Annotated in this window: 25 protein-coding genes and 1 pseudogene; 5 read left to right on the top strand and 21 right to left on the bottom strand. The window is 68.2% G+C overall.

Annotated elements, in window-relative coordinates:
- Positions 1-163: 163 nt before the first annotated feature.
- Positions 164-610 carry an ATP-binding protein gene (locus ACFYQA_RS32900; RefSeq protein ID WP_360031171.1) on the bottom strand — a complete coding sequence of 149 codons (447 nt, stop codon included), beginning with the start codon at positions 608-610 and terminating at the stop codon, positions 164-166.
- Positions 611-851: 241 nt separating this feature from the next.
- On the opposite strand from ACFYQA_RS32900, the gene ACFYQA_RS32895 reads away from it, so the two are divergent.
- Both ACFYQA_RS32895 and ACFYQA_RS32890 read left to right on the top strand, forming a co-directional pair.
- Positions 852-2,138, top strand: a complete 1,287-nt coding sequence (locus ACFYQA_RS32895; RefSeq protein WP_388925835.1) for an XRE family transcriptional regulator — start codon at positions 852-854, stop codon at positions 2,136-2,138.
- Positions 2,135-2,674, top strand: a complete 540-nt coding sequence (locus ACFYQA_RS32890) for a GNAT family N-acetyltransferase (protein ID WP_360034850.1) — start codon at positions 2,135-2,137, stop codon at positions 2,672-2,674. The genes ACFYQA_RS32895 and ACFYQA_RS32890 overlap by 4 nt, the downstream gene beginning before the upstream one ends.
- A 72-nt stretch (positions 2,675-2,746) precedes the next feature.
- Here the strand turns inward: ACFYQA_RS32890 and dmpG are convergent, their stop codons facing one another.
- The 15 genes from dmpG to ACFYQA_RS32815 all read right to left on the bottom strand — a co-directional run bounded on the left by dmpG (position 2,747) and on the right by ACFYQA_RS32815 (position 15,461).
- Positions 2,747-3,760 carry a 4-hydroxy-2-oxovalerate aldolase gene (gene dmpG, locus ACFYQA_RS32885; RefSeq protein ID WP_388925832.1) on the bottom strand — a complete coding sequence of 338 codons (1,014 nt, stop codon included), beginning with the start codon at positions 3,758-3,760 and terminating at the stop codon, positions 2,747-2,749.
- On the bottom strand, positions 3,760-4,707 hold the full coding sequence (locus ACFYQA_RS32880; protein ID WP_360034844.1) for an acetaldehyde dehydrogenase (acetylating): 948 nt from the start codon (positions 4,705-4,707) through the stop codon (positions 3,760-3,762). The genes dmpG and ACFYQA_RS32880 overlap by 1 nt, the downstream gene beginning before the upstream one ends.
- Complete coding sequence (locus ACFYQA_RS32875; RefSeq protein ID WP_360034841.1) at positions 4,704-5,426, bottom strand: fumarylacetoacetate hydrolase family protein; 723 nt, start codon at positions 5,424-5,426, stop codon at positions 4,704-4,706. Before ACFYQA_RS32875 ends, ACFYQA_RS32880 begins: the two co-directional genes overlap by 4 nt.
- Before the next feature lie 86 nt (positions 5,427-5,512).
- Positions 5,513-6,655: a prolyl oligopeptidase family serine peptidase gene (locus ACFYQA_RS32870; protein WP_360034838.1), complete on the bottom strand. Its 1,143-nt coding sequence runs from the start codon at positions 6,653-6,655 to the stop codon at positions 5,513-5,515.
- Positions 6,656-6,673: 18 nt separating this feature from the next.
- On the bottom strand, positions 6,674-7,507 hold the full coding sequence (locus ACFYQA_RS32865; RefSeq protein WP_360034835.1) for an SDR family oxidoreductase: 834 nt from the start codon (positions 7,505-7,507) through the stop codon (positions 6,674-6,676).
- Between the two features lie 74 nt (positions 7,508-7,581).
- The gene (locus ACFYQA_RS32860) at positions 7,582-8,520 is read right to left on the bottom strand and encodes a VOC family protein (protein ID WP_360034832.1); all 939 of its coding nucleotides are present in this window, start codon (positions 8,518-8,520) and stop codon (positions 7,582-7,584) included.
- A gap of 18 nt (positions 8,521-8,538) precedes the next feature.
- The gene (locus ACFYQA_RS32855; protein WP_360034829.1) at positions 8,539-8,817 is read right to left on the bottom strand and encodes a dihydrodiol dehydrogenase; all 279 of its coding nucleotides are present in this window, start codon (positions 8,815-8,817) and stop codon (positions 8,539-8,541) included.
- Positions 8,814-9,362, bottom strand: a complete 549-nt coding sequence (locus ACFYQA_RS32850; RefSeq protein ID WP_360034856.1) for an aromatic-ring-hydroxylating dioxygenase subunit beta — start codon at positions 9,360-9,362, stop codon at positions 8,814-8,816. The genes ACFYQA_RS32855 and ACFYQA_RS32850 overlap by 4 nt, the downstream gene beginning before the upstream one ends.
- A gap of 2 nt (positions 9,363-9,364) precedes the next feature.
- On the bottom strand, positions 9,365-10,711 hold the full coding sequence (locus tag ACFYQA_RS32845) for a Rieske 2Fe-2S domain-containing protein (protein WP_388925826.1): 1,347 nt from the start codon (positions 10,709-10,711) through the stop codon (positions 9,365-9,367).
- A 59-nt stretch (positions 10,712-10,770) separates the two neighbouring features.
- On the bottom strand, positions 10,771-11,946 hold the full coding sequence (locus ACFYQA_RS32840; RefSeq protein ID WP_360034823.1) for an FAD-dependent oxidoreductase: 1,176 nt from the start codon (positions 11,944-11,946) through the stop codon (positions 10,771-10,773).
- A gap of 20 nt (positions 11,947-11,966) precedes the next feature.
- Positions 11,967-12,152: a ferredoxin gene (locus ACFYQA_RS32835; protein ID WP_360034820.1), complete on the bottom strand. Its 186-nt coding sequence runs from the start codon at positions 12,150-12,152 to the stop codon at positions 11,967-11,969.
- 138 nt (positions 12,153-12,290) lie between these two features.
- Positions 12,291-13,166 carry an alpha/beta fold hydrolase gene (locus ACFYQA_RS32830; RefSeq protein WP_388925823.1) on the bottom strand — a complete coding sequence of 292 codons (876 nt, stop codon included), beginning with the start codon at positions 13,164-13,166 and terminating at the stop codon, positions 12,291-12,293.
- Between the two features lie 5 nt (positions 13,167-13,171).
- Positions 13,172-14,119: a hypothetical protein gene (locus tag ACFYQA_RS32825; protein WP_388925821.1), complete on the bottom strand. Its 948-nt coding sequence runs from the start codon at positions 14,117-14,119 to the stop codon at positions 13,172-13,174.
- Positions 14,120-14,148: 29 nt separating this feature from the next.
- On the bottom strand, positions 14,149-14,700 hold the full coding sequence (locus ACFYQA_RS32820; RefSeq protein ID WP_360034811.1) for a cupin domain-containing protein: 552 nt from the start codon (positions 14,698-14,700) through the stop codon (positions 14,149-14,151).
- A 23-nt stretch (positions 14,701-14,723) separates the two neighbouring features.
- Entirely contained in the window at positions 14,724-15,461 is a 738-nt protein-coding gene (locus tag ACFYQA_RS32815; RefSeq protein WP_360034808.1) for an SDR family oxidoreductase, read from the bottom strand.
- Between the two features lie 100 nt (positions 15,462-15,561).
- Here ACFYQA_RS32815 and ACFYQA_RS32810 point away from each other — a divergent pair, with 100 nt between their 5' ends.
- Entirely contained in the window at positions 15,562-16,200 is a 639-nt protein-coding gene (locus ACFYQA_RS32810) for a PadR family transcriptional regulator (protein WP_388925817.1), read from the top strand.
- Between the two features lie 86 nt (positions 16,201-16,286).
- Here the strand turns inward: ACFYQA_RS32810 and ACFYQA_RS32805 are convergent, their stop codons facing one another.
- Positions 16,287-16,604, bottom strand: a complete 318-nt coding sequence (locus ACFYQA_RS32805) for a tyrosine-type recombinase/integrase (RefSeq protein ID WP_360034802.1) — start codon at positions 16,602-16,604, stop codon at positions 16,287-16,289.
- Between the two features lie 83 nt (positions 16,605-16,687).
- On the opposite strand from ACFYQA_RS32805, the pseudogene rpsN reads away from it, so the two are divergent.
- Positions 16,688-16,961 (top strand): annotated as a pseudogene (gene rpsN, locus ACFYQA_RS32800) (30S ribosomal protein S14).
- Between the two features lie 233 nt (positions 16,962-17,194).
- Here rpsN and ACFYQA_RS32795 read toward each other — a convergent pair.
- From ACFYQA_RS32795 to ACFYQA_RS32785, 3 genes are all read right to left on the bottom strand, one after another.
- Entirely contained in the window at positions 17,195-17,821 is a 627-nt protein-coding gene (locus ACFYQA_RS32795; RefSeq protein ID WP_388925814.1) for a tyrosine-type recombinase/integrase, read from the bottom strand.
- Between the two features lie 295 nt (positions 17,822-18,116).
- Positions 18,117-18,473, bottom strand: a complete 357-nt coding sequence (locus ACFYQA_RS32790) for a hypothetical protein (RefSeq protein ID WP_388925811.1) — start codon at positions 18,471-18,473, stop codon at positions 18,117-18,119.
- Positions 18,474-18,617: 144 nt separating this feature from the next.
- Positions 18,618-19,223 (bottom strand): class I SAM-dependent methyltransferase, encoded by a 606-nt coding sequence (locus tag ACFYQA_RS32785; protein ID WP_388925808.1) that lies wholly within the window; start codon positions 19,221-19,223, stop codon positions 18,618-18,620.
- Positions 19,224-19,247: 24 nt separating this feature from the next.
- Between ACFYQA_RS32785 and ACFYQA_RS32780 the strand changes: the two genes are divergently transcribed.
- Positions 19,248-19,373: a hypothetical protein gene (locus tag ACFYQA_RS32780; RefSeq protein WP_388925806.1), complete on the top strand. Its 126-nt coding sequence runs from the start codon at positions 19,248-19,250 to the stop codon at positions 19,371-19,373.
- A gap of 71 nt (positions 19,374-19,444) precedes the next feature.
- Here the strand turns inward: ACFYQA_RS32780 and ACFYQA_RS32775 are convergent, their stop codons facing one another.
- A complete protein-coding gene (locus ACFYQA_RS32775) occupies positions 19,445-20,947 on the bottom strand; it encodes a DUF4173 domain-containing protein (protein WP_388925803.1) in 1,503 nt (500 codons plus the stop codon).
- Positions 20,948-21,600: the final 653 nt, after the last annotated feature.

The following is a 21,600-nucleotide window of genomic DNA, read 5'->3' as shown; positions in this document are numbered from 1 at the left end:
GCAGGCCCAGAGCCGGAACGGCAGGCCCCGGTGGCGTACCTCACCCAGCACCCGGCCACTCGCTCCCAGCGGGCGGGCGCAGAGGGCACAGTCCATGGCCATCTGCTGGCGGGGCGGAGGTGGGCGACGTGCGGGAGCGGCGGGCTCGCCGTGGCCGGGGTCTTCACGCGCCGTCCTTGACGCGGAGTTCGGCCCAGACTTCTTTGCCCCATGGGCGCCTGCCCGAGCCGTGCAGGTCGTATCCCCAGCAGTCGGCGACTGCGTCGATGAGGAGCAACCCGCGGCCCGACTCGTCATCGCCATCGGCCTGGCTGAGAGCCGGCAAGCGCGCCGGCGCCCGGTCCAACACCCCGACACGCAGCCGTGTCGCGCTCGGCCGCTCGACCAACAGGCGGATCTCGTGGCACGGAGTGTGCCTGGCGGCGTTCGCGATCAGCTCTGTGACGATCAGCGCGGCCTGGTCGGCGAGGTTGTCGAGATGCCATATGCCGAGGACGTCCCGGAGGAGCCGGCGGCCGATCTCGGCCGTGGACGGCTCGCAGGGGAAGGTCTGGCTATAGGCGGGATGACCCACAGAGGCGACGTGAACTTGCTTGGTGAGACTCGTCATCAGGGGGAGCCTTCGGGTTGTCTCTGCGCCCGGCCCACCCCTGCGGGGGAACCTCAGGGGCGGGCCGGGCCGTCAGCAGCCGCCCGTACGGTGGGGCGTGGCGGGCGACCGACAACAAGACAACTCCCTTTTCGAGCAAGGCGATTAGGGCGATCAGCCGTCCCTCCCGCGGAAGGACCTAGGGCGATTTGACCTTCTGTTTACCTGGTGAGTGTGGGGGCGTGAGAGCTACCGTGCGGACATGGACACCACGCGCAACACCGTTCTTGAGGCGTGGATGGCCGAACACGGCTACAGCTCCAACAGCCTTTCTGACGCTGTGAACAAGGCCTTAGAGCAGCTGACCGGGCGACCTGGTGGCCTCGACGGCTCATCAGTCCGGGCCTGGAAGGCAGGCCGGGTCATGTGGCCAAAATCGGCTACTCGCAAGGCACTTGAAGACGTCAGCGGTCTGCCCGCCATCGCTCTAGGGTTCGTCCCACGGGGCCGGACTCCGTCCACCCCAGCCCCACCGCAGCAGGAGGACCCCGACATGAAGCGCCGTACCCTCGTCGGCGGCATCGCAGCGGCGGCTGCCGCGGCAGCCGCCGCTCCCGGCACCGCATCGCCGCGCCGTATCGGCATGAGCGACGTCGACCGTCTGCAGAAGCGCTTCGCCGAAATCATCGCCAGCGACCACCGCCACGGCGGCCAACTCGGCATCGAGCAGCGGGCCGCCGCGCTCGCCGACGAGGCACTGAACCTCCAGAACGCCGGCAGCGCCAGCCAGCGTGTACGCAGCAGCCTCTACGCCTCCGCAGCGGCGTTCCGTTCGTCGGCGATGTGGGCCGCCATCGACGGCCGGCGCTACGACATCGCCAAGGCGCACATGCGTGAGGCCCAAGCCCTCGCCGAGATGTCCGGCGATCAGGCGATCAAGTTCCGCATCTGGAGTCACGCGGGAACCATGTACCGGCACATGGGCCGTCCCGCCGACGCGCTCGCCGCCAACGACGTCGCCCGCAACCTGCACCTCACACGCCGTGACCCCCTGTTCGCGTCCCTCGGCCTGGCCCGGCAGGGGGCCATCCACGGCGCGGCGCAGGACCGCACCGGAACCCGGCGCGCGTTCGAGCAGGCGCAGGACGCCATGCTGCGCGCCGACCCCGCCGACTACCGGCCGGTGTGGATGCTCGCCTTCTACGACCAGGCCGAGCTGGACGCCCTGGCCCTCTCCGCGCACTTGGCACTCGGCGACTACCCGACCGCCGAGTACCACGCCCACCGCTGCCTGTCCGCCCTCCGGCCTCACATGGTGCGGTCCCTGGCCATCACCACGACCCGGCTCGCACACGCCCAGCTCGCGCAGGGCGCCCCCGAATCCGCCACGGCCACCGCGATGAAGGTCCCCGCCGACGCCGCCACCCAGCACGCTCGGGTCACACGCATGCTGCAGGAGTTCGGGGCCGCGCTGCGTGCCATCGCGCCGGGCAGCCCCAGCGTGCAGACCTGGACCGAGCACGCCGCCGCCTGGAGGATGGCCGCATGACCACGGCGCCCGCCATCGAACTGCGCAGGTTCACCACCCTCGACACCGTCCGCGGCGACCTCCTCGACGTGTACGCCGACGTGCGCGCCCCGCTGCTCCACCTGCCGAACTACGCGGTCACCGCGTTCGGCGAGCGCTTGGACCGGCACGGCACCGACCCGGGGTTCACGGCCGTCCTCGCGTATACGAACGGACATCCGGTCGGCTACGCCTACGGCAACACCATCGCGCACGGCGACCGCTACTGGCAGCGCACCAGCCCGGCCCCGGCGGAGGAGTACACCGAGCTCCCTGCCATGGCCCTGAAGGAGATCGGCGTCCGGCCGGCCTGGCGGAAGACCGGCACCGCCCGCCGCATCCACGACGCGCTCCTCGCCGCGCGCGGCGAGCCGTACGTCACACTCATGGTCAACCCGGCCGCCGGCGACGGAAAGGTCCACGCGCTCTACAAGTCGTGGGGGTACGAAGACATCGGCCAGAGCCAACCGTCACCGGCCTCGCCGGTCCTCACCGTGATGATCCGCGCCAGCCGCTGACCGGCCGTCTGAACCGTCAGCGTTCGCTGGAGATGCCCCATCAGATCCGGAGCGGTTCAGGTGGAGGCGGGATCATTCCTGCTGGGCGAGCAGGTTGAGAGCGATGTCGATGATCATGTCCTCCTGGCCGCCGACCAGCCGGCGGCGACCGCACTCCATGAGGATGTCGCGGACGTCGACGCCGTACTGCTGGGCGGCGTTCTCCGCGTGCCGCAGGAAGGACGAGTAGACGCCGGCGTAGCCGAGGGTCAGTGTCTCCCGGTCGACCCGCACCGGGCGGTCCTGCAGTGGCCGGACGATGCCGTCGGCGGCGTCCTGCAGCTTGAACAGGTCGCAGCCGTGCTTGAAGTCCATCAGGTCGGCGACCGCGATGAAGGGCTCGATCGGGCAGTTGCCCGCGCCCGCGCCGTGGCCGGCGAGTGAGGCGTCGACACGGTAGACGCCGTTCTCGACGGCGACGACGGAGTTGGCGACCGAGAGCGAGAGGTTCTCGTGGGCGTGGATGCCGATCTCGGTCTGCGGGTCGAGCACGTCGCGGTATGCCTTTACCCGGGCGGCGACGTCGTTCATCGTCAGCCGACCGCCGGAGTCGGTGACGTAGACGCAGTGGGCGCCATAGGACTCCATCAGCTTCGCCTGCTTCGCCAACTCCTCCGGGGGCGCCATGTGCGAGAGCATCAGGAATCCGGAGACGTCCATGCCCATCCCGCGGGCCGCGGCGATGTGCTGCGCGGAGACGTCGGCCTCCGTGCAGTGGGTCGCGACGCGCACGGACCGGACACCCAGCGAGTAGGCGTGCTTGAGTTCGTGGATGGTGCCGACGCCGGGAAGGAGGAGTGTGGTGAGCCGCGCCCGCTTGAGTACGGCGGCTGCCGCCTCGATCCACTGCCAGTCGGTGTGGGAGCCCGGGCCGTAGTTGACCGACGAGCCGGCGAGGCCGTCACCGTGGGCGACCTCGATGGCGTCGACGCCGGCCTCGTCGAGAGCGAGGACGATGCGCTGCACGTCCTCGGGGGTGATCCGGTGGCGGACGGCGTGCATACCGTCGCGCAGCGTGACGTCTTGGATGAAGAGGGGAGTGCTCATCAGTTGTTGTCGCCCTTCGCGGCCGCGATCCGCTCAGCCATCTGCAGCGCGGCAGAGGTCATGATGTCGAGGTTGCCGGCGTATGCCGGGAGGTAGTGCGCGGCGCCCTCCACCTCGAGGAACACTGACACCTGGTGGGTCGGGCGTTCGGCGCCTGCTTCGAGCAGGCTCTCGACCGGCTGGTCGGCCGGGATCTCGGTGACCTGCACCTGCTGCTTGAGGCGGTAGCCCGGCACGTAGGCGGCCACGTCGCCCGCCATCTTCTCCACCGACTGGCAGATCTCCTCAAGGGTGCTGGGGCCCGGGGCGTTGACCAGCGCGAACACGGTGTCGCGCATGATCAGCGGCGGTTCGGCAGGGTTGAGGATGATGATCGCCTTGCCGCGCCGGGCCCCGCCGACCTGGGCGATCGCCGCCGAGGTGGTCTCGGTGAACTCGTCGATGTTGGCCCGGGTGCCGGGGCCGGCCGACTTCGAGGCGATGGAGGCCACGATCTCGGCGTACGCCACCGGGACGACGCGAGAGATCGCGGCGACGATCGGGATCGTCGCCTGGCCGCCGCACGTCACCATGTTCACGTTCGGCGCGTCGATGTGCTCGTCGAGGTTGACCGCCGGGATGACGTAGGGGCCGATCGCGGCCGGCGTCAGATCGATCAGCCGTTTGCCGAACGGCTGCAGTTTGCTGGCGTTGTACTCGTGCGCCTTCGCCGACGTGGCGTCGAAGACGATCTCGACGTCCGCGAACTCCGGCATCGCCATCAGGCCGTCGACGCCTTCGTGGGTCGTCGCGAAGCCGAAGCGCGCGGCGCGCGCGAGGCCGTCGGACTCAGCGTCGATTCCGACCACGACACCCATCTCGAGGTGCTGGCTGGTGCGCATCACCTTGATCATCAGGTCGGTGCCGATGTTGCCCGAGCCGATGATCGCGACCTTCGTCTTCGTCACGACTGCTCTCCTACTGTGAAGGTGACGGAGCCGAGGCCCGCCACCGTGCTGCGCACGACGTTGCCGGGCGCGATCGGCCGCATGGGACCGAGCGCGCCGGAGAGAATGACCTGGCCGGCCTGGAGTGGCTCCCCGAGGTCACGGGCCTGGCGGGCCAGCCACACGAGGGCATTGATCGGGTCGCCCATACAGGCTGCGCCCGTGCCGGTCGAGACCTCCTGGCCGTCGATGCTCATCGTCATCGTGGCCTCGAGGGGCTCGAACTCGTCGAGACGCTTGCGCTGAGGCCCTAGAACGAACGCACCTGCCGAGGCGTTGTCAGCGACGGTGTCGCCGAAGCTGATGTCCCATCCCGCGATGCGGCTGCCGCAGATTTCGATCGCAGCTACGGCATAGTCGATCGCGGCCCTGACTTGGTCGTAGTCCAAGGCCCCCTCGGAAAGGTCTTCCTTCAGAATGAAGGCGATCTCCGCTTCCGCCCGAGGCTGGAGCACGGCATCTGCCGGAAGCGTGTCGCCGCCGACGTACTCCATGTCGTTGAAAAGGACGCCGAAGTCGGGTTGGTCGACTCCGAGCTGTGCCTGCACCGCCTCGGAGGTGAGCCCGATCTTGCGGCCGACGACGGTCGCGTCGGCGGCAATCCGCCCCGCAGTGATGCGGGACTGGACGGCGTAAGCCGCGCACGTCGTCGCGCCCGATCGGGTGGCGGACCGGCTCACAGGGCTGGCCCGAGGAGGTCGCCGTCATGAGCCGGTCCGCGGCCCGGACCACGGACTCGGCGGTGATCGCCGGGACCTTCGCGGTCTCAGAGGTGTTCGTTGACCCAGTCCGGGATGAACGAGGCGCCGATGGCCTCATTGTCTGCGCCGGCGTGGGCCGAGCCGCCCTCGTCGATGGTGAAGAGGTGGAACTCCCGGAAGGAGCTGTTGACGGCGTTCTCGTACTGCGGTGTCGCGAACTCCATGGGGATCTGCTTGTCGTCCTCCCCGTGGGTGACGAGGAAGGGGACGGAGATCTTGTCGACCACGCCCTCCAGCGTCATGTTCGGCGCCCAGGCCATGAACTCCTCCAGCGAGTCCTTGCCGAACACCCACTGGACGTGCTGCCAGTAGTGCGGCACCGGGTTCTCACCCTCGCGCTGGAGGCGCCGCTTCTGCAGCTCGCCCCAGTTGTAGTTCGCTCCCCACACGGCGCACAGCTTGAGCCGCTTCTCGAAGGCCACCGCGCGGGGTGCGAAGTAGCCGCCGAGGGAGACGCCCATCATGCCGATCTTGTCGCCATCGACGTCCCGCCTGGTCTGCAGGTAGTCGACCGCGGCGCCTGCCCAGACCTCACTGTCATAGCGGCCGTAAAGGCCGCGCCGGCGGATGGCGCCGCCGGTGCCGGGCTGGTCCACGATCAGGGTGCTGATGCCGCGTCGAGCGAACTCGTGGGCGATGCCGGTGCCGAAGAGCATCTCCTTCATGCTGTCCAGGCCATTGCAGAAGATCATGGTGCGGGCCGGGCCGTTGACGCCTTCGGCGGGGATGAACAGCGCGGGGAAGGACGTCCCCTCGTAGGGGATCTCGACGGACTCGACGGGCAGTTGGGCGTACTCGACCGCCTTGGCGAACGTGTCGACCATCTTGTCGTAGGCGCCCTGTCGCTCGGGGTAGTCAGGGCTCTGCATGCGCTCGGCCACGAGGTAGTAGATCCACGCGCGGTTGAACAGCGCGCCGGCGCCGAGCGTGCGGCCACGCCTGAGGTCGTCCTCGGCCCGCTTGACCATCGAGTCGGCCTTCTCCACCCAGGACTTGAAGAACTGTGTGGTTCCGGTGTCGTCGCCCTGCTTGGAGACCTCGATAAGCGGCTTGCAGATTTGGTCGATCTCGCCGATTTTGGCGCCGCACGTCAAGGCGATGTTGACCGACAGGTTCCAGACGTAGTTGGTCGGGAAGTACTGAAACATTCGATGCTCCTTGGGGTCTCAGCCGATGCCGCCGCTGGTGGGGCGGTGCGGCGCGCTGAGGAAGGGGCGGTTGAGCGCGCCCTGATCCACGACGAAGACCTGGCCCGTGGCGATTTTGTTCGTCTTCGAGGCGAGGAGGGCGTAGAACGGACCGTGATCCTCCGGCGTCGGGAGCTCCTGCAGAAGGCTGACCTCCTGGAACAGGTTGAGGAAGGCCTCCTTCGGGATGTCGGACTGCTTTTGACCGTCCAGGGCCAGGGCCTTGGGGCCGCGCAGCTCGCTCCCGGCAAACCCCGCCGGCGCGATGCCGTTGACCCGCACCTTCGGAGCGAACTCCAGGCCCAGCTGACCGATGACGCTGCGAACGGCGCCCTTCGTGGCGGTGTAGAAGAGCCCACCGCCATCGGCCATGAACGCGGCGACGGATGCGGTCAGGACGATGGAGCCTTCGGTCTTCTCGAGCTCGTCGACGAAGACGCGGGCCGCGAGGATGTAGGACATCACGTTGATGTGGAAGAGCTCGTCGAAGGTGCTCTCGATCTTTTCGACAGGCATGTCCTTCAGCGGGATGTTGCCGTCGAAGACGCCCTGGCAGCCGACGTAGGAGTCGATCCGGCCGAAGCGCTCGAGCACGGCGTGCTTGGTGGCATCGAGGTCGGCCAACTTGGTGGCGTCGCCCTGGATGACGAGCACCTCGTCGCCGAACTCCTCCTTCAGTGACTCGACCTTCTCCGGGACGATTTCGAGGATCGCGAGCTGGGCGCCCTCGCTGAGGAAGTGGCGTGCCACTCCGCGGCCCATTCCGGAGCCGCCGCCGGACAGAAGGACGACGTGGTTGGCGAGCAAAGACATGAGGTGTTCCCGTTCTGATTGTTGTGGTGTCGCACACGCGTGCCCGCTGGACCGGCTTCGTCGGAGAACTCACATCAGACGGGAGGAGCCATGAAAAGGCTCTTGTCGGGGTCGTTGAACTGCTTTTTCGAAACGAGCTCGGTGAACGGGTCGGAGGTGCCCCAGAGGTCGATGTTCTCGGGCACGCTGAGGTCGTAGACGGACGGATGCCAGAGGTCCTCGTCCTGGATGATCTCCAACTCGGTGGTGTACTCGACGCAGTTGCCACCGCGGTCCATGAAGTAGGTGTAGGTGTTGTCGCCCGCGTGGTGGCGGCCGGTCCCCCAGACCTTCTCGCCGCCGGCGCGCAGGACACGGCCGGTGCCGAACATGAAGGTGTCGACATCACGCAGCTCGAAGGAGGCGTGGTGCCACGCGACGTGCGGCGCCCGGCCGACCGCGAAGCTGTGGTGCTGCGGGTTGCAGCGCAGGAACCACATCATCTCCCCCATGTGCGGGAGGCTGAGTGAGTCGGAGAGGCGGAAGTCGAGGTGGTCGATGTACCACTTCACCGTTGCCTCGGGGCTCGGAGAGTTGACGACGAAGTGCGACAACTTGACCGGGATGCCCTCGCGCTCCTCGATCTTGCGGTGCTTGCGGGTGGCCACGTCGGCGGAGACCTCGACGGTGCGGCCGTCACCGTCGAAGAACCGGATGCCGTATCCGCCGCCGGGGGTGTCGAGGGCGCGCGGCTCGTGGATGAGCTTCACGCCCTTGGCGATGAGGCGGCCGGCGAGTTCATCGACGTCGGCCGGGTTCGCGGCGCCGAAGGAGACGAGGTCCATCCGCTTGTCGCCCTGGCGGAGGCGGATCACATAGTTCTCCGGCGATCCCTCGGCGGCGAGAAAGTGGAGGCCGCTGTCGTTGTCGACCTCCTTCAGACCCCAGACGTTGGTGTAGAAGTCGAGCTGCTGCTGGAGGTCCGGCGTCGCCAGCGCGGCGTAGCGCAGATGGGTGATGAGGTGTTTGGTCATGACGTTCCTAACCAGGACTTAGCCGAGGGACGAGTCGAAGCCGGTGGTGTCGGGGCCGACGGATGCGGTGAGCAGCCGGGAGAAATCGTCAGGCGACTGCCAGGTGAGGCTCTCGAGCTGAATCGCGTCCAGCAGGATCTCCGTCCCGCGCCGGTACGACACGACGCGAAGGCGCTCCCCGTTGCGGGTGTACACCTTCTGGATCCTGATGTCGGCGAACTCGTTGACGATCGTGATGACCGGCCCCTCGGACACGACCTCGTCGCTCGTCCCCGTCGTGACGTTCTGTGCGCTCACAGGAACACTCCGAGGTTCGGGGTCCCGAGGACCGTGTGGGTGAAGAAGACCTCGCGCCGGGCGATCTTCCACTGGCCGGCCACCTTCTTCACCGTGTCGACGCGCTCAGCCACGAGGAGGTCGTAGTCTGCGGTGTCCCACTGGGAGCGGTAGAGGTTCAGGTAGCTCTTGACGAGGAGTTCGTCGGGGCCGGTCTCCTCGATGCGAATGTTGCTCACGACGCGACGTGTACGCGAGGCGGGGTCCTCGGCCCAGGCGTGCTCGGTGAGGAGCCGGTTCACGCGGGCCTTCATCGTGTTGTAGGTCTCGCGCATGTGGTAGCTGTCGGTGGCGAACTCCGATGCTCCCGGCTTGCGCTCACGTGTGGTGCGGACCGGGACGAGGTACTCCAAGCCCTCGGCCAGGCATGTGTTGAACCAGTCGACGTAGCGGGTCTGGTCGAGCAGTTCGGCCTCGGTGTAGAGCAGCCGGGTCACCTCGCGCTCGGTCTGCAGGCCCACCAGTGGAGGAAGGGTCACGCCCGTTGTTACTTCGAAGGACTGCATGGTCACTGTCCCGACACCACCTTCTGCCAGTGCTTCCAGAAACGAAGCTGGTTGTACTCGTCGTATGAGGTCTTGGTCGCGACCCCGGGGAATTTCCAGTCCTCCACCAGGCCGAATCCGCCGGGGGTGCCCTGGCCGAGCTGGTAGTTGAGCTTCATGGTCTGGCGGGCGAACACCGACGTACCGACGTCGGCGGGGCCCTCCCAGGCCACGGTGTCGTCCTGCTCGAACATGCCGGCCGGACCGAACGAGTTGATCGCGGTGTCGTAGGACAGGCGGTTGAACTCGGCTGGAGCGTCGATCCACTCCATCGGCCAGTTCCAGATCTCTGTTCTGTCGTGGGCGAACGGCTGCCACTGCCGCAGCGCGGTCATGAGCACAGGCGGGGTCGACTGGGCGTCATACACGCCGGGAGCGTGGATGATCGAGAGGTTCGGGAAGATCGTGAACACGGTGGCGCACCAGCCGTTCTCGACGAACTCCCGCTGGTCGGGGCTGAGCTTGTCAAGCTCGAAGATGGCGGCGACCTCCGGCGGCCAGCCGCCGAGCACCCACGGTTCCGGGAGGAAGCCGCGGCTGGCCACGATGCTGTGGCCGCCGTCGACGGCGATGTGGAACTGACCCGAGAGGGCGGCGTCGATGCGGGGGAACACGCCCGTCTCTTCACCCGAACGGTGCAGGTGCGGGACGTGATAGGCGTCGCCGCCGAAGTTCTCGGCGCCGGACTTCCAGTTGGCACCAGCGATCCACCGCTGGGGATCGCCGACGACTCGCATGCCGCTGGAGTTGAGCCCGAACGTGACATCGAGGTACCACGCCATGTCGCCGAGGTACTCCTTCAGCGTGATGGCGTCGGGGTCGAGATTGACGAAGATGAGGCCCTGGTATGTGTCGAGGTGAGGCGCTTTGCGCAGGCCCCACTGCTTGGGGTCCATGGTGCGCGGGTACGCGTTCACGCGGTGGGGAGCGCCGTTCCAGTCGCCGTTGTTCTTGTAGATCCAGCCGTGGTACGGGCAGCGGAAGTGGGAGCTGTTGCCCTTTTCCGCGTGGCAGACGGCGGTAGCCCGGTGCATGCAGCTGTTGAACAGGAGGTTGATCTCGCCGTTCTCGTCGCGGGCCAGGATGAACTGGTCCTTGCCGACGTAGCGGAGGACATAGTCGCCCGGGTGGGGAATCTCGGTCACGTGGCCGACGTACACCCAGCTCTTGGCGAAAACGCGCTCGAGCTCGAGCTGGTGCAGCTCGGGGTCGGAGAACGCGCGAATCGGAAGCACACCGTTGTCAAGGTCGGTGGCCACGTTGGTGAGGAAGGCGTCGACGCCGTCCTTGCCGTGCTGTACTGCGGTCATTTCTTTCCTGTTCCTTCCATGCCCCGGCGGCGGTGCCGAATGGAGAGTGGTGTTGGGCTTCAGCCGACCGTGACCGAGGCACGGGCTGCGTTGAGTTCTGCGAGGAAGCGGCGACGGAGCTGGAACATGCTCCGCGGCGAGTTGAAGGCGATGGCCGCTACCTCCCTGCCGTCGCGCTCGTAGACCGCGAGGAACTGCCGGTCCTCGCGGGAGCCCTCGACGATGCGGACCGCGTCGGTGGGTCGGGGGCGGCCGACGACTTCGATCTTGATGCCGAACTGCTCGGACCAGACGAACGGGAGCGAGCCGAAGCCGTCGCCCTTCTTACCGGTGGCGATCACCTTGGCGACGTACGCGGCCTGCTCTCCCACGTTCGTCCAGTGCTCCACGCGCATGCGCTCGTCGAGCAGCATGTTGTGGAAGTTCGAGACGTCACCGATGGAGTAGACGTCCGGGGCTGCGGTCAGCGTGGCGTCGCACACCACGCCGTTCTCCAGTTCGAGCCCCGAGCCCTGGAGCCAGTCGACGGCGGGTCGCGCGCCGATGCAGACCAGGACGGTGTCGGCCTCGATGAAGGAACCGTCGGCGAGCCGCACGCCGCGCACCCGCGCGTCACCTTCGAAGCCGACGACCGTGATCCCGTGGTGGAGTTCGACGCCGGCGTCCTCATGGATGGCCCTGGTCATGTCGCCGAAGAACGATCCGATCGCTTGGGCCAGCGGGGCCTCGGTGTTGTCGAGGATCACCACCTCGACGCCGAGCTGCCGGGCGCTGTAGGCCACCTCGGCGCCGATGAAGCCGGCACCGACGATGACGAGTCGCGTGCCTGGCCGCAGCTCTTCGCGCAATCCGGCGCAGTCCGCGAACGTACGCAACTGGTGCACGCCGGCGAAGTTTCCCCACTCGGGGAAGTACCGCGGAGTACTGCCTGTCGCGATCACAAGTGAGCTGAAGCCGAGCTCGTCTCCGCTGCTCAAGGTCACCGTCTTGGCCGCTGAGTCGAGGGCCGTCGCCCGGACGCCGAGGCGCACCTCGATGTCGAGCGCCGCAAGCTGGTCAGCGGTGATCAGGAGGTTGGGTCCGTCACCGGAGCGCAGCAGTTCCTTCGAGAGCGGCGGACGATCGTACGGCAGCTCGGTCTCGGCGCCGATCAGGACGACTCGCCCTCGGTAGCCTTGGTCGCGCAACGCCTGGACGACGCGGACACCACCCAGCGACCCACCGACAACGACCACGGGCCGATCCGCCGGCCGGGTCATTCCGCCAGCTCCAGCGCATGCGCCGGGCACTCGCGTACGCCCTGCCGCAGGGAGGCCACGTCGGACGTGTCGGTGTCGAGGACGACGACCTTGCCCGCTTCGGAGAGATCGAACACCTCCGGCGCAGCCATCACGCAGTTGCCGTACCCCTGGCACTTGTCCAGGTCGACCAGGATCTTCATTGAGTCCTCCGAAAGTCCGATCCAGCGCCTTCTGCGGCGCCTGGTGAGTAGTCCGGGCAATCCCCGAATGCCTTGGCGTGACTCCCGCCGAACGCTAATGCGCCCCCCGTTACTCTGCAAGAGTTTCCATGTAAGTCGTTACATGTTTGCCGCTCGGGAGTCCCTGCTCCGCCACCGCCCCGCGATGAAATCCGTGACCAGCTGTGCGAACGCGTCGGCCCGCTCGATCTGAGACCAATGGCCGCATCCCTGAAGGAGCACCGCATCGGCTGTCGGGATGACGTTGACCAGTTCCCAGGTGCGAGCCGGCGGGATCACGTGATCGGCCAGACCGTGCACCAGCAGTACCGGCAGCTCGAGCCTGGCGAGCGCGTCGCCGTCCAACGGCAGTGCCGCACGGTCGCGCTCCCTGGCTTCGATGACGTGGTCCAGACGCCCCGACGCGACCTCGTACTCGGCAACCACCTGGCGGGCGGCGACCATGGCGTCGGTGACGAGGTGGGGATCGGTCACGAAGCCTTCGAACGAGCGGCGTAGGGCGGCGAGCTCCGTGTTCGGCGTGGCGTGCGCCTTGATGGCCGCGGTCGGGGCGCTTCCTCCCGTGCCCATCGAGATCACACCGAGTACCCGGTCGGGGTGCTCGATGGCAAGCTGGAGGGCGATCCACCCGCCGAGCGAGTTGCCGACCAGCCAGGCCTTCTCGATGCCGAGCGCGTCGAGTACGCGGAGCGTGTGGGCTCCCCACTCACGGATTCCGTAGGTCGCGTCGGGTGCCTGCACGGTCGCCCCGAACCCGATGATGTCCGGTGCGATCGCACGGACATCGCCCTGCACCGCCGGAAGCGTCAACCACCAGTTGGCGGCGGCGGAGACACCGGTGCCGGAACCGTGGAGGAAGACGACCGGAGTCCCTTCCCCAACGTCATGCAGATGAGTGATCTCGCCCTCTGCGGTGGGAAGCCATACGTCCTCGAGGCCGAAGAACGGGTCGGTCCTGTAGTCGGTAGTGCCCATCACGGTCAGATCGCCGCCTTCACGGGAGCAAGGCTGGCAACGACGCCCATGCCGGTGATCCACTTCGGTACCGACTCGTACGCCGTCCACGCCAGCTCACCACCCCAAGCCGCGCTCGCGGCCGCCCAGGTGCGCAACTCGCAGGCGCCCGGGCCGGCGAGGCCCACGACGTCCTCGCCGTCCAGAGTGCGCAGCGTGGCCGGGTCGGCTGCCAGCCGCCTCAGGAGCGCGGTGTCCCATCCATCGGCGACCTCGCCGGTGGCGTTGCCGTCAGCGAGTGCCTGCGCCCTCGCGACGCGGCCGGCCTCGACCTCGTCGACGCGAGGGCGACCGTGGATCAGGAAGTCGCGCCACTCCGGGGTGATGGTCTCGTCGTAGGCGTCGATGGAGGCCGGCCAGTGCGACATGCCACCCGAGCCGATGGTGACGACGCGCTCGAAACCCGTGCTCTCCGCGATCGCCTCACCGACCGCATTGCCGAAGTCGTAGCTGCGCTCGAAGGACGGGAGCGGCGGGCAGCCGGAGTTCACGATGACCGGAACGATCGGGATGTCGAGGTGGGGAACCAGCCGCGCGTAGACCTGGGTGAGGCCGTGGTCGATGCGCATGTCGAGCGAGATGGCCGGGTCGAAGCCACGCTTGGTGACACCCTCGAAGATGGCCTTGGCGAGACCGGTCGCGAGCGGGAGTTCACCCTTCGGGGTGCAGTAGTCGCCGACACCTTCGACACGCTCGATCCCGATCGTGAAGGGAGGGAGCAGGTCGTAGAACACGCCGCGGGCGTGGTCGGGCCCGAAGATCACAACGGCGTCCGGACGCAGCGAGTCGAGGATCCCCCGGGCGTGCTCGACGGACTCGACGAACTCCGCGCCCGGCTCGCCCGTCGCCGGGTCCGGCGCGAGGTTCCACAGAGGTGAGTGAGAAAGGCTGATGGTGCCGACAACCTGTGCCATGACGTTGTTCTCCTTGTCTCTGTGGTCTCTCAGTGGCCGGCCGGTACGGTGCCGCCGATGAGGACGAAGGCGACCACGGCCTGCTGGTCGGATCGGTTCGACCAGGCGTGGCGGGTGCCGCGCTGGATCAGTACTTCGCCGGGTCGCATGAGGGTCTCTTCGCCATCGAGCACTGCCCAGATCTCGCCCTCCATGACGATCGCGTAGTCGAGCGAGGGGGTGGCGTGGACCTGGTCGGCCGGGCCGTCCTCGCGGTCGCGCCAGTGGCTGTCCGGCGGGAACTCGACCATGCGGAAGACCGAGCCGCCCGGCGGCGGGTCAAGGCTCACCGCGCCGCCGACACCGTCGTCGACCGGGCCGTCGTTGTTCACCGGGACCTCCGTGTGCTGCCACAGGTTGGTGACAACGAACGTCGGGGTGTTGGCGACCGTCTGGATCGAGGACGTCTCGCCGTCGGAGACGATCACAGACTTCCCGGCCTCGTTCACGCCGGTAACGATGCGACGGAAGCGCCGGGTGCTGGGATCGGGCTCGACGCCCCGCCCGAGGGTGACGGAGTGCTCGGTGCTGGCTGTAGACATGGGCGTTCCTTCTTAAGACTTCTTCAGGGGATGAGCGAGAGGCCACCGTCGGCGACGACGGTCTGGCCAGTGGTGTAGCCGGCCTTCATCAGGGCGACGATGAGCTCGGCGACGTCCTCCGGGCGACCCACCCGCTTGAGCGGGGCGACCTCGCGGACGTGGTCGTAGAGGGCATCCCACGCATCACCGCTCGTCCAGGGGGTCTCGATGAGACCCGGCGCGACAGCGTTGATGCGGACCTCCGGGCCGAGGACGCCGCCGAGCAGCTTCACCATGTGGTGCAGGGCCGCCTTCGAGACGGCGTACGGGATGCTGCTGCCACCGACGTCCACGCCGGCCAGCGCGCCGACGAACGTCAGTGTGCCGTTGCCGCTGGCGCGCAGGGCCGGAGCCGCTGCCTTCACCAGGCGCCACGGGGCCACCACGTTCATGCCGAGGATCCGTTCCCAGACGTCGTCGGTGACCGCCTCCAGATCGGCGTGCGGGATCTTCACGGTCGCGCCGGCCGAGTAGATGACGTCGTCCAGGCGGCCGTGTGCAGCCTGAATCGCGGCGATCAGCTTCGCCGGGCTCTCGGGCTCCTGCATGTCGGCTTGCAGGTAGATGGCGCGATCGAGATCTGCGAGCAGCGGCGCGGCGTCGGCTTCGGACCGCGAGCCGGAGACGACAACCGTGTTGCCGCGAGCCGACAGGAGCCGAGAGACCCCGGCTCCAATGCCTGAAGTACCACCAACAACGAGTGAGACGGGCGTCTGTGACATGAGCCGCAACCTAGGCCGACTCGACCGAATCATGCAAGTCCTTTCATGAAAGTTCTTACATGTCGCGAGGTATAGACTTCGGCAGGTAGCATTCGTCCCTATGTCGTTGAACTACGCGATCCTTGGGTGGCTCTCCACCGGGCCGGGCTCCGGGTACGACCTCGTCAGGCAGATGGATCTTGGCCTCAGCTGGTTCTGGGGCGCGGCACACAGCCAGATCTACCCACGCCTGAAGGAGCTCGAGACGAAGGGCCTGATCACCTCGGAGGCGGTCACCGTCGGCTCGAAGCTCGAGAAGCGCGTCTACTCCATCACCGACGAGGGCCGCTCAGCCGTCCGCCAGTGGGCGAGCGAGCCGCCGACGTACCCGCCGAACCGGGACAGTGAGCGCCTGAAGCTGATCTTCGGCGACCACAACGACGTCAAGGACATCCGACGCCATTTCGAGACTCATCTCGCACACTTCGAGGCACGTCGCAAGAACATCCAAGACTTCGTCGACGTCATGAGGAGTCGGCAGCACCCTCGAATCGAGCAGCGCATCGCAGACGCACCGACCGAGGTCCAGAAGGAACTCGTGCTTGCGCTGCGCGAGATGGCCTACGGTGGCGATCTGCAGCGCGCCGAGTCGGAGATCGCCTGGGCGGTCAACTGCCTGACCTGGCTTGATGAGTTCGAGCGACAGCACGGTCTCACTGAGGCGAGGTCGAGCGAGCGCAGGCCCGCCACAACGACGTAGGCGCTCCCCGTCACGACACGATGGTGGCGCTACATCGAGGACCCGTCTACTCCTCGGTCTCGCCGCAGATCAGCAAACCCTCGAGATCAGGCTTCTGGTTGCCGCGGCGCAAGGGACTCCAGAATCTCCACCGTCACCGGATTCACGGTCTCGTCGGGCTCGATGTAGTGCTGCTTGATGATCTTCGAGGACATGTGCCTGAGCATCTCTGCCGCGAGGTCGACGCCGCCCGCGCAATCGATCACCGTGGCCACGGTGCACCGGAATGAATGCGGTGTCACGCCCGCGATTCCAGCCTCGTCCAGCACCGCACGCAGACGACGCCTGATGTTGTTCGTGGTCGGTGGCGTGCCGTTCCGGCTGAAGAAGATCAGGTGCTCGGGACCCTCATGCGCAAGGAGCACGAGCTGCTGCCGTAGCCCTCGGCGGTGAACGAGGGAACCGACACCGTCCGGGTCGACTTGGCTGTTTTCGGGTGGTGCTGCCGATGCGTGGGTTTGCCTGCAGCGACATGCATGCCGCGCACCGCGCCGAACTGAAGGCGATCATCTCACCCCCAGACATCCGACGACGAACGCGCCGCCGCCCAGAGGGAACTGCGCCGACAGCCCCGCGACGCCAGCACCACCCGCCTCCGCAACCGCGACGCTGTGGACGGACGCCCCCGCAGCCACCTGCGCGCCTTCGGCCTGTCCCGCATCCGCGTACGCGAGATGGCCTACGCGGGCGAACTCTCCGGCGTGAGCAAGAGCAGTTGGTGACCCGCGCTTGTTGCGGCGGACACTCTCGCTGCGTCGGGTGACGTCATCACCCAGGGGGAAGAGAAGGAATCCGTACCGCGCCGACCGACAGGCACGCGCTCGATTCGACGCCCGCCAGACAGGTCCCCCGAACGGATTCAGCACACATGAGGACGGGAAACCCCGTGAACCCGTGAGAACTACGGAGGGGCGTTTCCCCTGGTCAGACACATTGCGGCCCGCATCTCCGCAGGTCACAGCCCAGCCCGGGGAAAACTCCTAAAGCGGGTGTCGCAGGTTCGAATCCTGCCGGGGGCACAACGCCTTACCGCTCTGACCTGGGGCTTCTCCCCCAGGGGAGGCGCTCTATTCGGCCTCGGACTCCTCGTCCGGGGCCGTTTGCGTGAGCGGTGCGTGAGCGGTGCGTGAGCGGTCGGAGAGTTGATCTCCGAAATCTCCCCCAACGGATCAGCGTCATCCGGCACGGACTCCGGACCGGGCTTCTCCGCGTCATCGGGCTCTGGCTCCGTTTCGGGAGCGGTGCTCTCGGAGGCGGCGCGGGCACGCGGGACGAGCCGGGCCGCGGCCTCGGCGATCGCCAGATCCGCCTCGGGCAGCAGGCTCGTGTACGTGTCGGCCGTAATGGTGATCGAGGAGTGGCCGAGCATCTCCTGGATGTCCTTCGGGTCGGCCCCGGCCGCGTGGGCCGGCGTCGCGGCCCCGTGGCGGAGGTCGTGGAGCCGGACCGGTGGGAGGCCGATCTCCTCGTACAGTTCGACGAACCGTCGGGTGACGTTGACGGGGTGGAGCATCTCGCCGTTCTCCTGGGTGAAGACGCGGCCGGTCTCCACCCGGGCGCTCCCCCATTCCTCGCGGTCCATGTCCTGCTGGGCGCGGTGCCGCTCGAGGGCCGGGATGTGTCGGAGTCCAGCGCGATGGTCCGCGCGCCGGCATCGGTCTTGGGGTCGTCCTCGTACACCTCCCAGCCGTCCACGACGAGTTGCTTGGCGACGGTGATGAGACCGGCGTCCAGGTGGGTGTCGGTCCACTTCTGCCCGCACGCCTCGCCCCGTCGCAGCCCGCGGAACGCGATCAGGTGGAACAGCGCGTACAGGCGGTCCCTCGCCACGTGGTCGAGGAAGAGACCCCATGTCCAACAACGTGACAGCGCCCCGGTCATTCCTCGGCGCGGCCGGCCTCGTAGTAGCCGTGCGACAGGGCCCGCAGGTGTTCGCGCCCCGGCACGTGCGGTTCGGCCGGCCCGCGCCGGGAGAGATCGAGAAGGTGGACGCCGTCCCGGAAGGGCCGGAGCCCGATGCTCCCGCACAGGACGGCGAGCCTCCCCCCGGCGTCCCCGCGCCGCAGCACGGGCCGGCCCTCCGCCTCGTCCGGCCAGTACCAGTCGTCGGCCATGCCCGGATCCGTGACCACAGCACAGCATCCCGCGGACAGCCGCCGGATCGTCTCCGCCGCCAGGACCGGCCCCAGCCCGAACCCGCGCCACTCCTCGCTCAGGCGCACCCGCTCCAGCACCGGAACATCACCCTCCGGGCGCCCGACGGCCGGCGTGAGCCACCGGACCCATCACCCGAGTGACCAAGGGAACTGCTCGCGGACTGCTCGGAGAAGCTGCCGGCCCCCTGGTGGGCGCGGGTGATCAAGATGTCCCGCACATCCTCACCGGCGGTGGACGCTGACGGCATAGCCGCCGCCGTCGTAAGGGGCGGCGTCCCAGGTGGCGAAGCGGTCGACGAGGGTGAGGCCGGCTGCGGCGCAGCAGTCGTCGTACTCCGGCAGCGTGATGCTGGGCGGCACGGGCAGGTGGGCTTCGTCCAGGCCGAAGCCGGTGACCATCAGACCGCCCGGACGCAGGACCGCGGCCAGGCGCTTGACCACCATGGCCTCGGTGCCGGCGGCGAGCAACGGGAAAACGTTCCCTGCAGCGACCACAAGATCGAAGTCCGCTGCGATGCCGAGCAGGTCCGGCTCGAATCCGGCCAGATCGACCTGGAACCAGGGCAGTTCCGGCGCCTGCTGCTGCGCCACTGCCAGCATCGACGCGTCGAGATCCACCCCGACACAGTCGTACCCGAGCTCCGCAAGCCGGATCATGACCCGTCCGGTGCCGCACCCCGCGTCCAGCACCCGCGCTCCGGCAGGCACGAGAGCTGCGCAGAACCGTGCCTCACCGTGCACGTCCTCCCCGCTACGGGCCAGGGCCGCGAACCGTGCGGCGTAATCCTCTCCGGACGTCTCCCCGGTCAACTCGCTCCAACGGCTCATGAGGCCAAACTATAGGTCGACCGTGTGCCACTCGAAGAAGTGACCGAGCTCGCGGCGCTGAAGGCCGTCGCAGAGAAGGGCGGGAAGGTCGGCAGCCGTCGGCGCGGCGACGTCATCAGCACAACCGACACCCGGGCCGGCGGCGGGTGAGGGGCCCGAAGATCCCGGACACCGCGGCCGGCCCGGCCGGCCGCCCGCCCCGGCGGAACGGGGCCTCCCGGTCAGCGGTAGTACTCGAGGCTCTCCCCGCTGCTGCTGCAGGTTCCCGGGCCGGTCGTCACCGGCGGCCGTTCCTCGAGGATCCGCCGGGCGTGAACCTCTCCCCAGCTGATCTCGTACCAGGACGCCGTTGCCGGACCGAGTTTCTCCGCCAGGGGGCCGAGGACGCAGGACCGCATGGGCTCTTCCAGTCTGTCCAGAGCCGGGACCGCGTCCGCCGAGAGGCCACGCGCGTAGTCCAGGTCGAACTTGTGGATCTTCTCGTATCGCCGCACGTTGTTCTCGGCGATCAGCCCGTCGGGAGCGGCCAGGCCGAAGGCGAGGGCCCCGGCAGCGGCCGACGCGGCGGCAGCGCGGGGCAGCCAGCGTGCGCCCCAGACTCCGGCGGCCATGATCAGCAGGATGACCAGGCCGAGCCACAGCTCCACGGTCACGACGGAGATCCGCAGCCGGGTCAGCCCGTACGCCTCGACGTACATGTCCATGCGCCGTACCGCCGAAGCGACCACGATCAGGGTGAGTGCGCACAGGGTGCCGAGGACTCCCCGCACCAGGTTCCGGTCACCGGGCCCGCCGCGTGGTGCCCAGCGCAGTGCGAGGACGATGACCAGGAGGGTGAGCAGCGTGGCGATGAGGAGCTGCCAGAAGCCCTGCCGCGCGTACTCGGAGTAGGTCTGGCCGGTCTTGTCCAGGACGGCCTTGTATCCGCCGAACAGGACGGCGAGCTGGATGGCGTTGAAGACGGCGAACAGCACGCACAGCAGGAGCAGGGGAAGCGCCCATTCGCCCCGGCCGCGGGCGTGGCCCGGACCGGTCTTGAAACTGTCCCACCACAGAGGGGCGGCGGCGCTGTGTGCCGCCGCGAGGGCACCGAGGAGCCCGAGGGCGAACAGCACCAGCCGCCAGGGGCCGTCGCCGACGGACGTGTCCGGGGCCAGCCTGCTCAGCAGGTCGGCGAAGGCCGCGTCGGCCCCGGCGAACAGTGCGCCGAAGACGAGGAGGAGCACGGCCGTCACCACAAGGGCGCGCAGCGCGGAACCCACGTTGCCGGAGGCGTTACCGGCCCGGGCGCGCACTCCTCGCCAGCCCCACCCGGCGCCCTTGAACAACGAGTCGACCAGCCCGAAGGGGCTGAGGACGACGCCGGCCCAGGTCCGCGAGCCGTGGAGGGCGAGCGATGCGAGACCGATGGCGGTGGCCACGGCGAGGAGAGAAGGCCACTGGGCGGCGCGCAGCGCCGGAACCAGCAAGAGGGCGATCCCTCCGAGGCCCCAGGCGAGCGTCCAGGAGCGGGCCTGCACCCGGCCTGCCTGGCGCGCGGCGAAGTACGCGGTGAGCGTGGCCGGCAGGGCGACGAGTAACAGATTGACGCCCACACCGTCGCTGAGGAGCGTCATGCTGAGCACGCCGGTGGCGAGCGCCGCCCAGAGGACGGCGGTGCCCACGATGGAGGGTGATCCGCGGCGCAGGTCGGTGAACCAGAGGCCGTGGGCGCCCGCGTACACGAGGCTGGGGGCTTCGCCGGGCCGCGTGTCCGTCGTCGCGCGCGACCTGCCCTTCGGTGGTGTTCCCGCCCTCTGCGCTCTTCCCGTGTCCGCGGCCTCTCCCTCAGGTATTCGCCCCGACTGCCGGGACCGCTCAGGCGGTTCGGCGGGCACAGGCGATTCGGCGGGCACAGGTGGTTTCTCTTTCACGGGACCTCCTCCCAACCGGCCCCGGGATGCACGTACTCGGGTACGTCGAGCGGGTACCGGTGTCGCTTGCGAAGCCGGCCGTCATGATCGTCGGGCCAGCGTGCCCGCAAGGGTAGCGGGACCTACGACGAGGGCGTCCGCGCTCGCGCAACACGAAGGCATGGCAGGCGCCGCAGGTGGGTCATACCCCACCGAGCAGACCCGGTCCGCTGCACCACGCAGTAGTCGTCCTCCTCCGGATCCGCCATCACCCCACTCCCCGGCGGGCTCCTGCACGTGCCGCAGCACGCTCGCCCCGAGCTCCTCCCGACGTCACCACGTCGGCGCATCACCCGATCCGCTGGAGCCGGACAGGCCTCCCCCCCACCGCTGCGGATCATGGCCCCGAACCGGTCGGCTATGGCCCGGTCACGGTCACTGGTCATGTGTTGACAGATCAGCGCGGCCCGCGAACTGCTGTGCTC

This window comes from Streptomyces sp. NPDC005774 (assembly GCF_042871645.1).
GTDB lineage: Bacteria > Actinomycetota > Actinomycetes > Streptomycetales > Streptomycetaceae > Streptomyces > Streptomyces pratens.
Note: the sequence above shows the minus strand (reverse complement) of the source record. Positions and strands in the feature narration are given on the sequence as shown.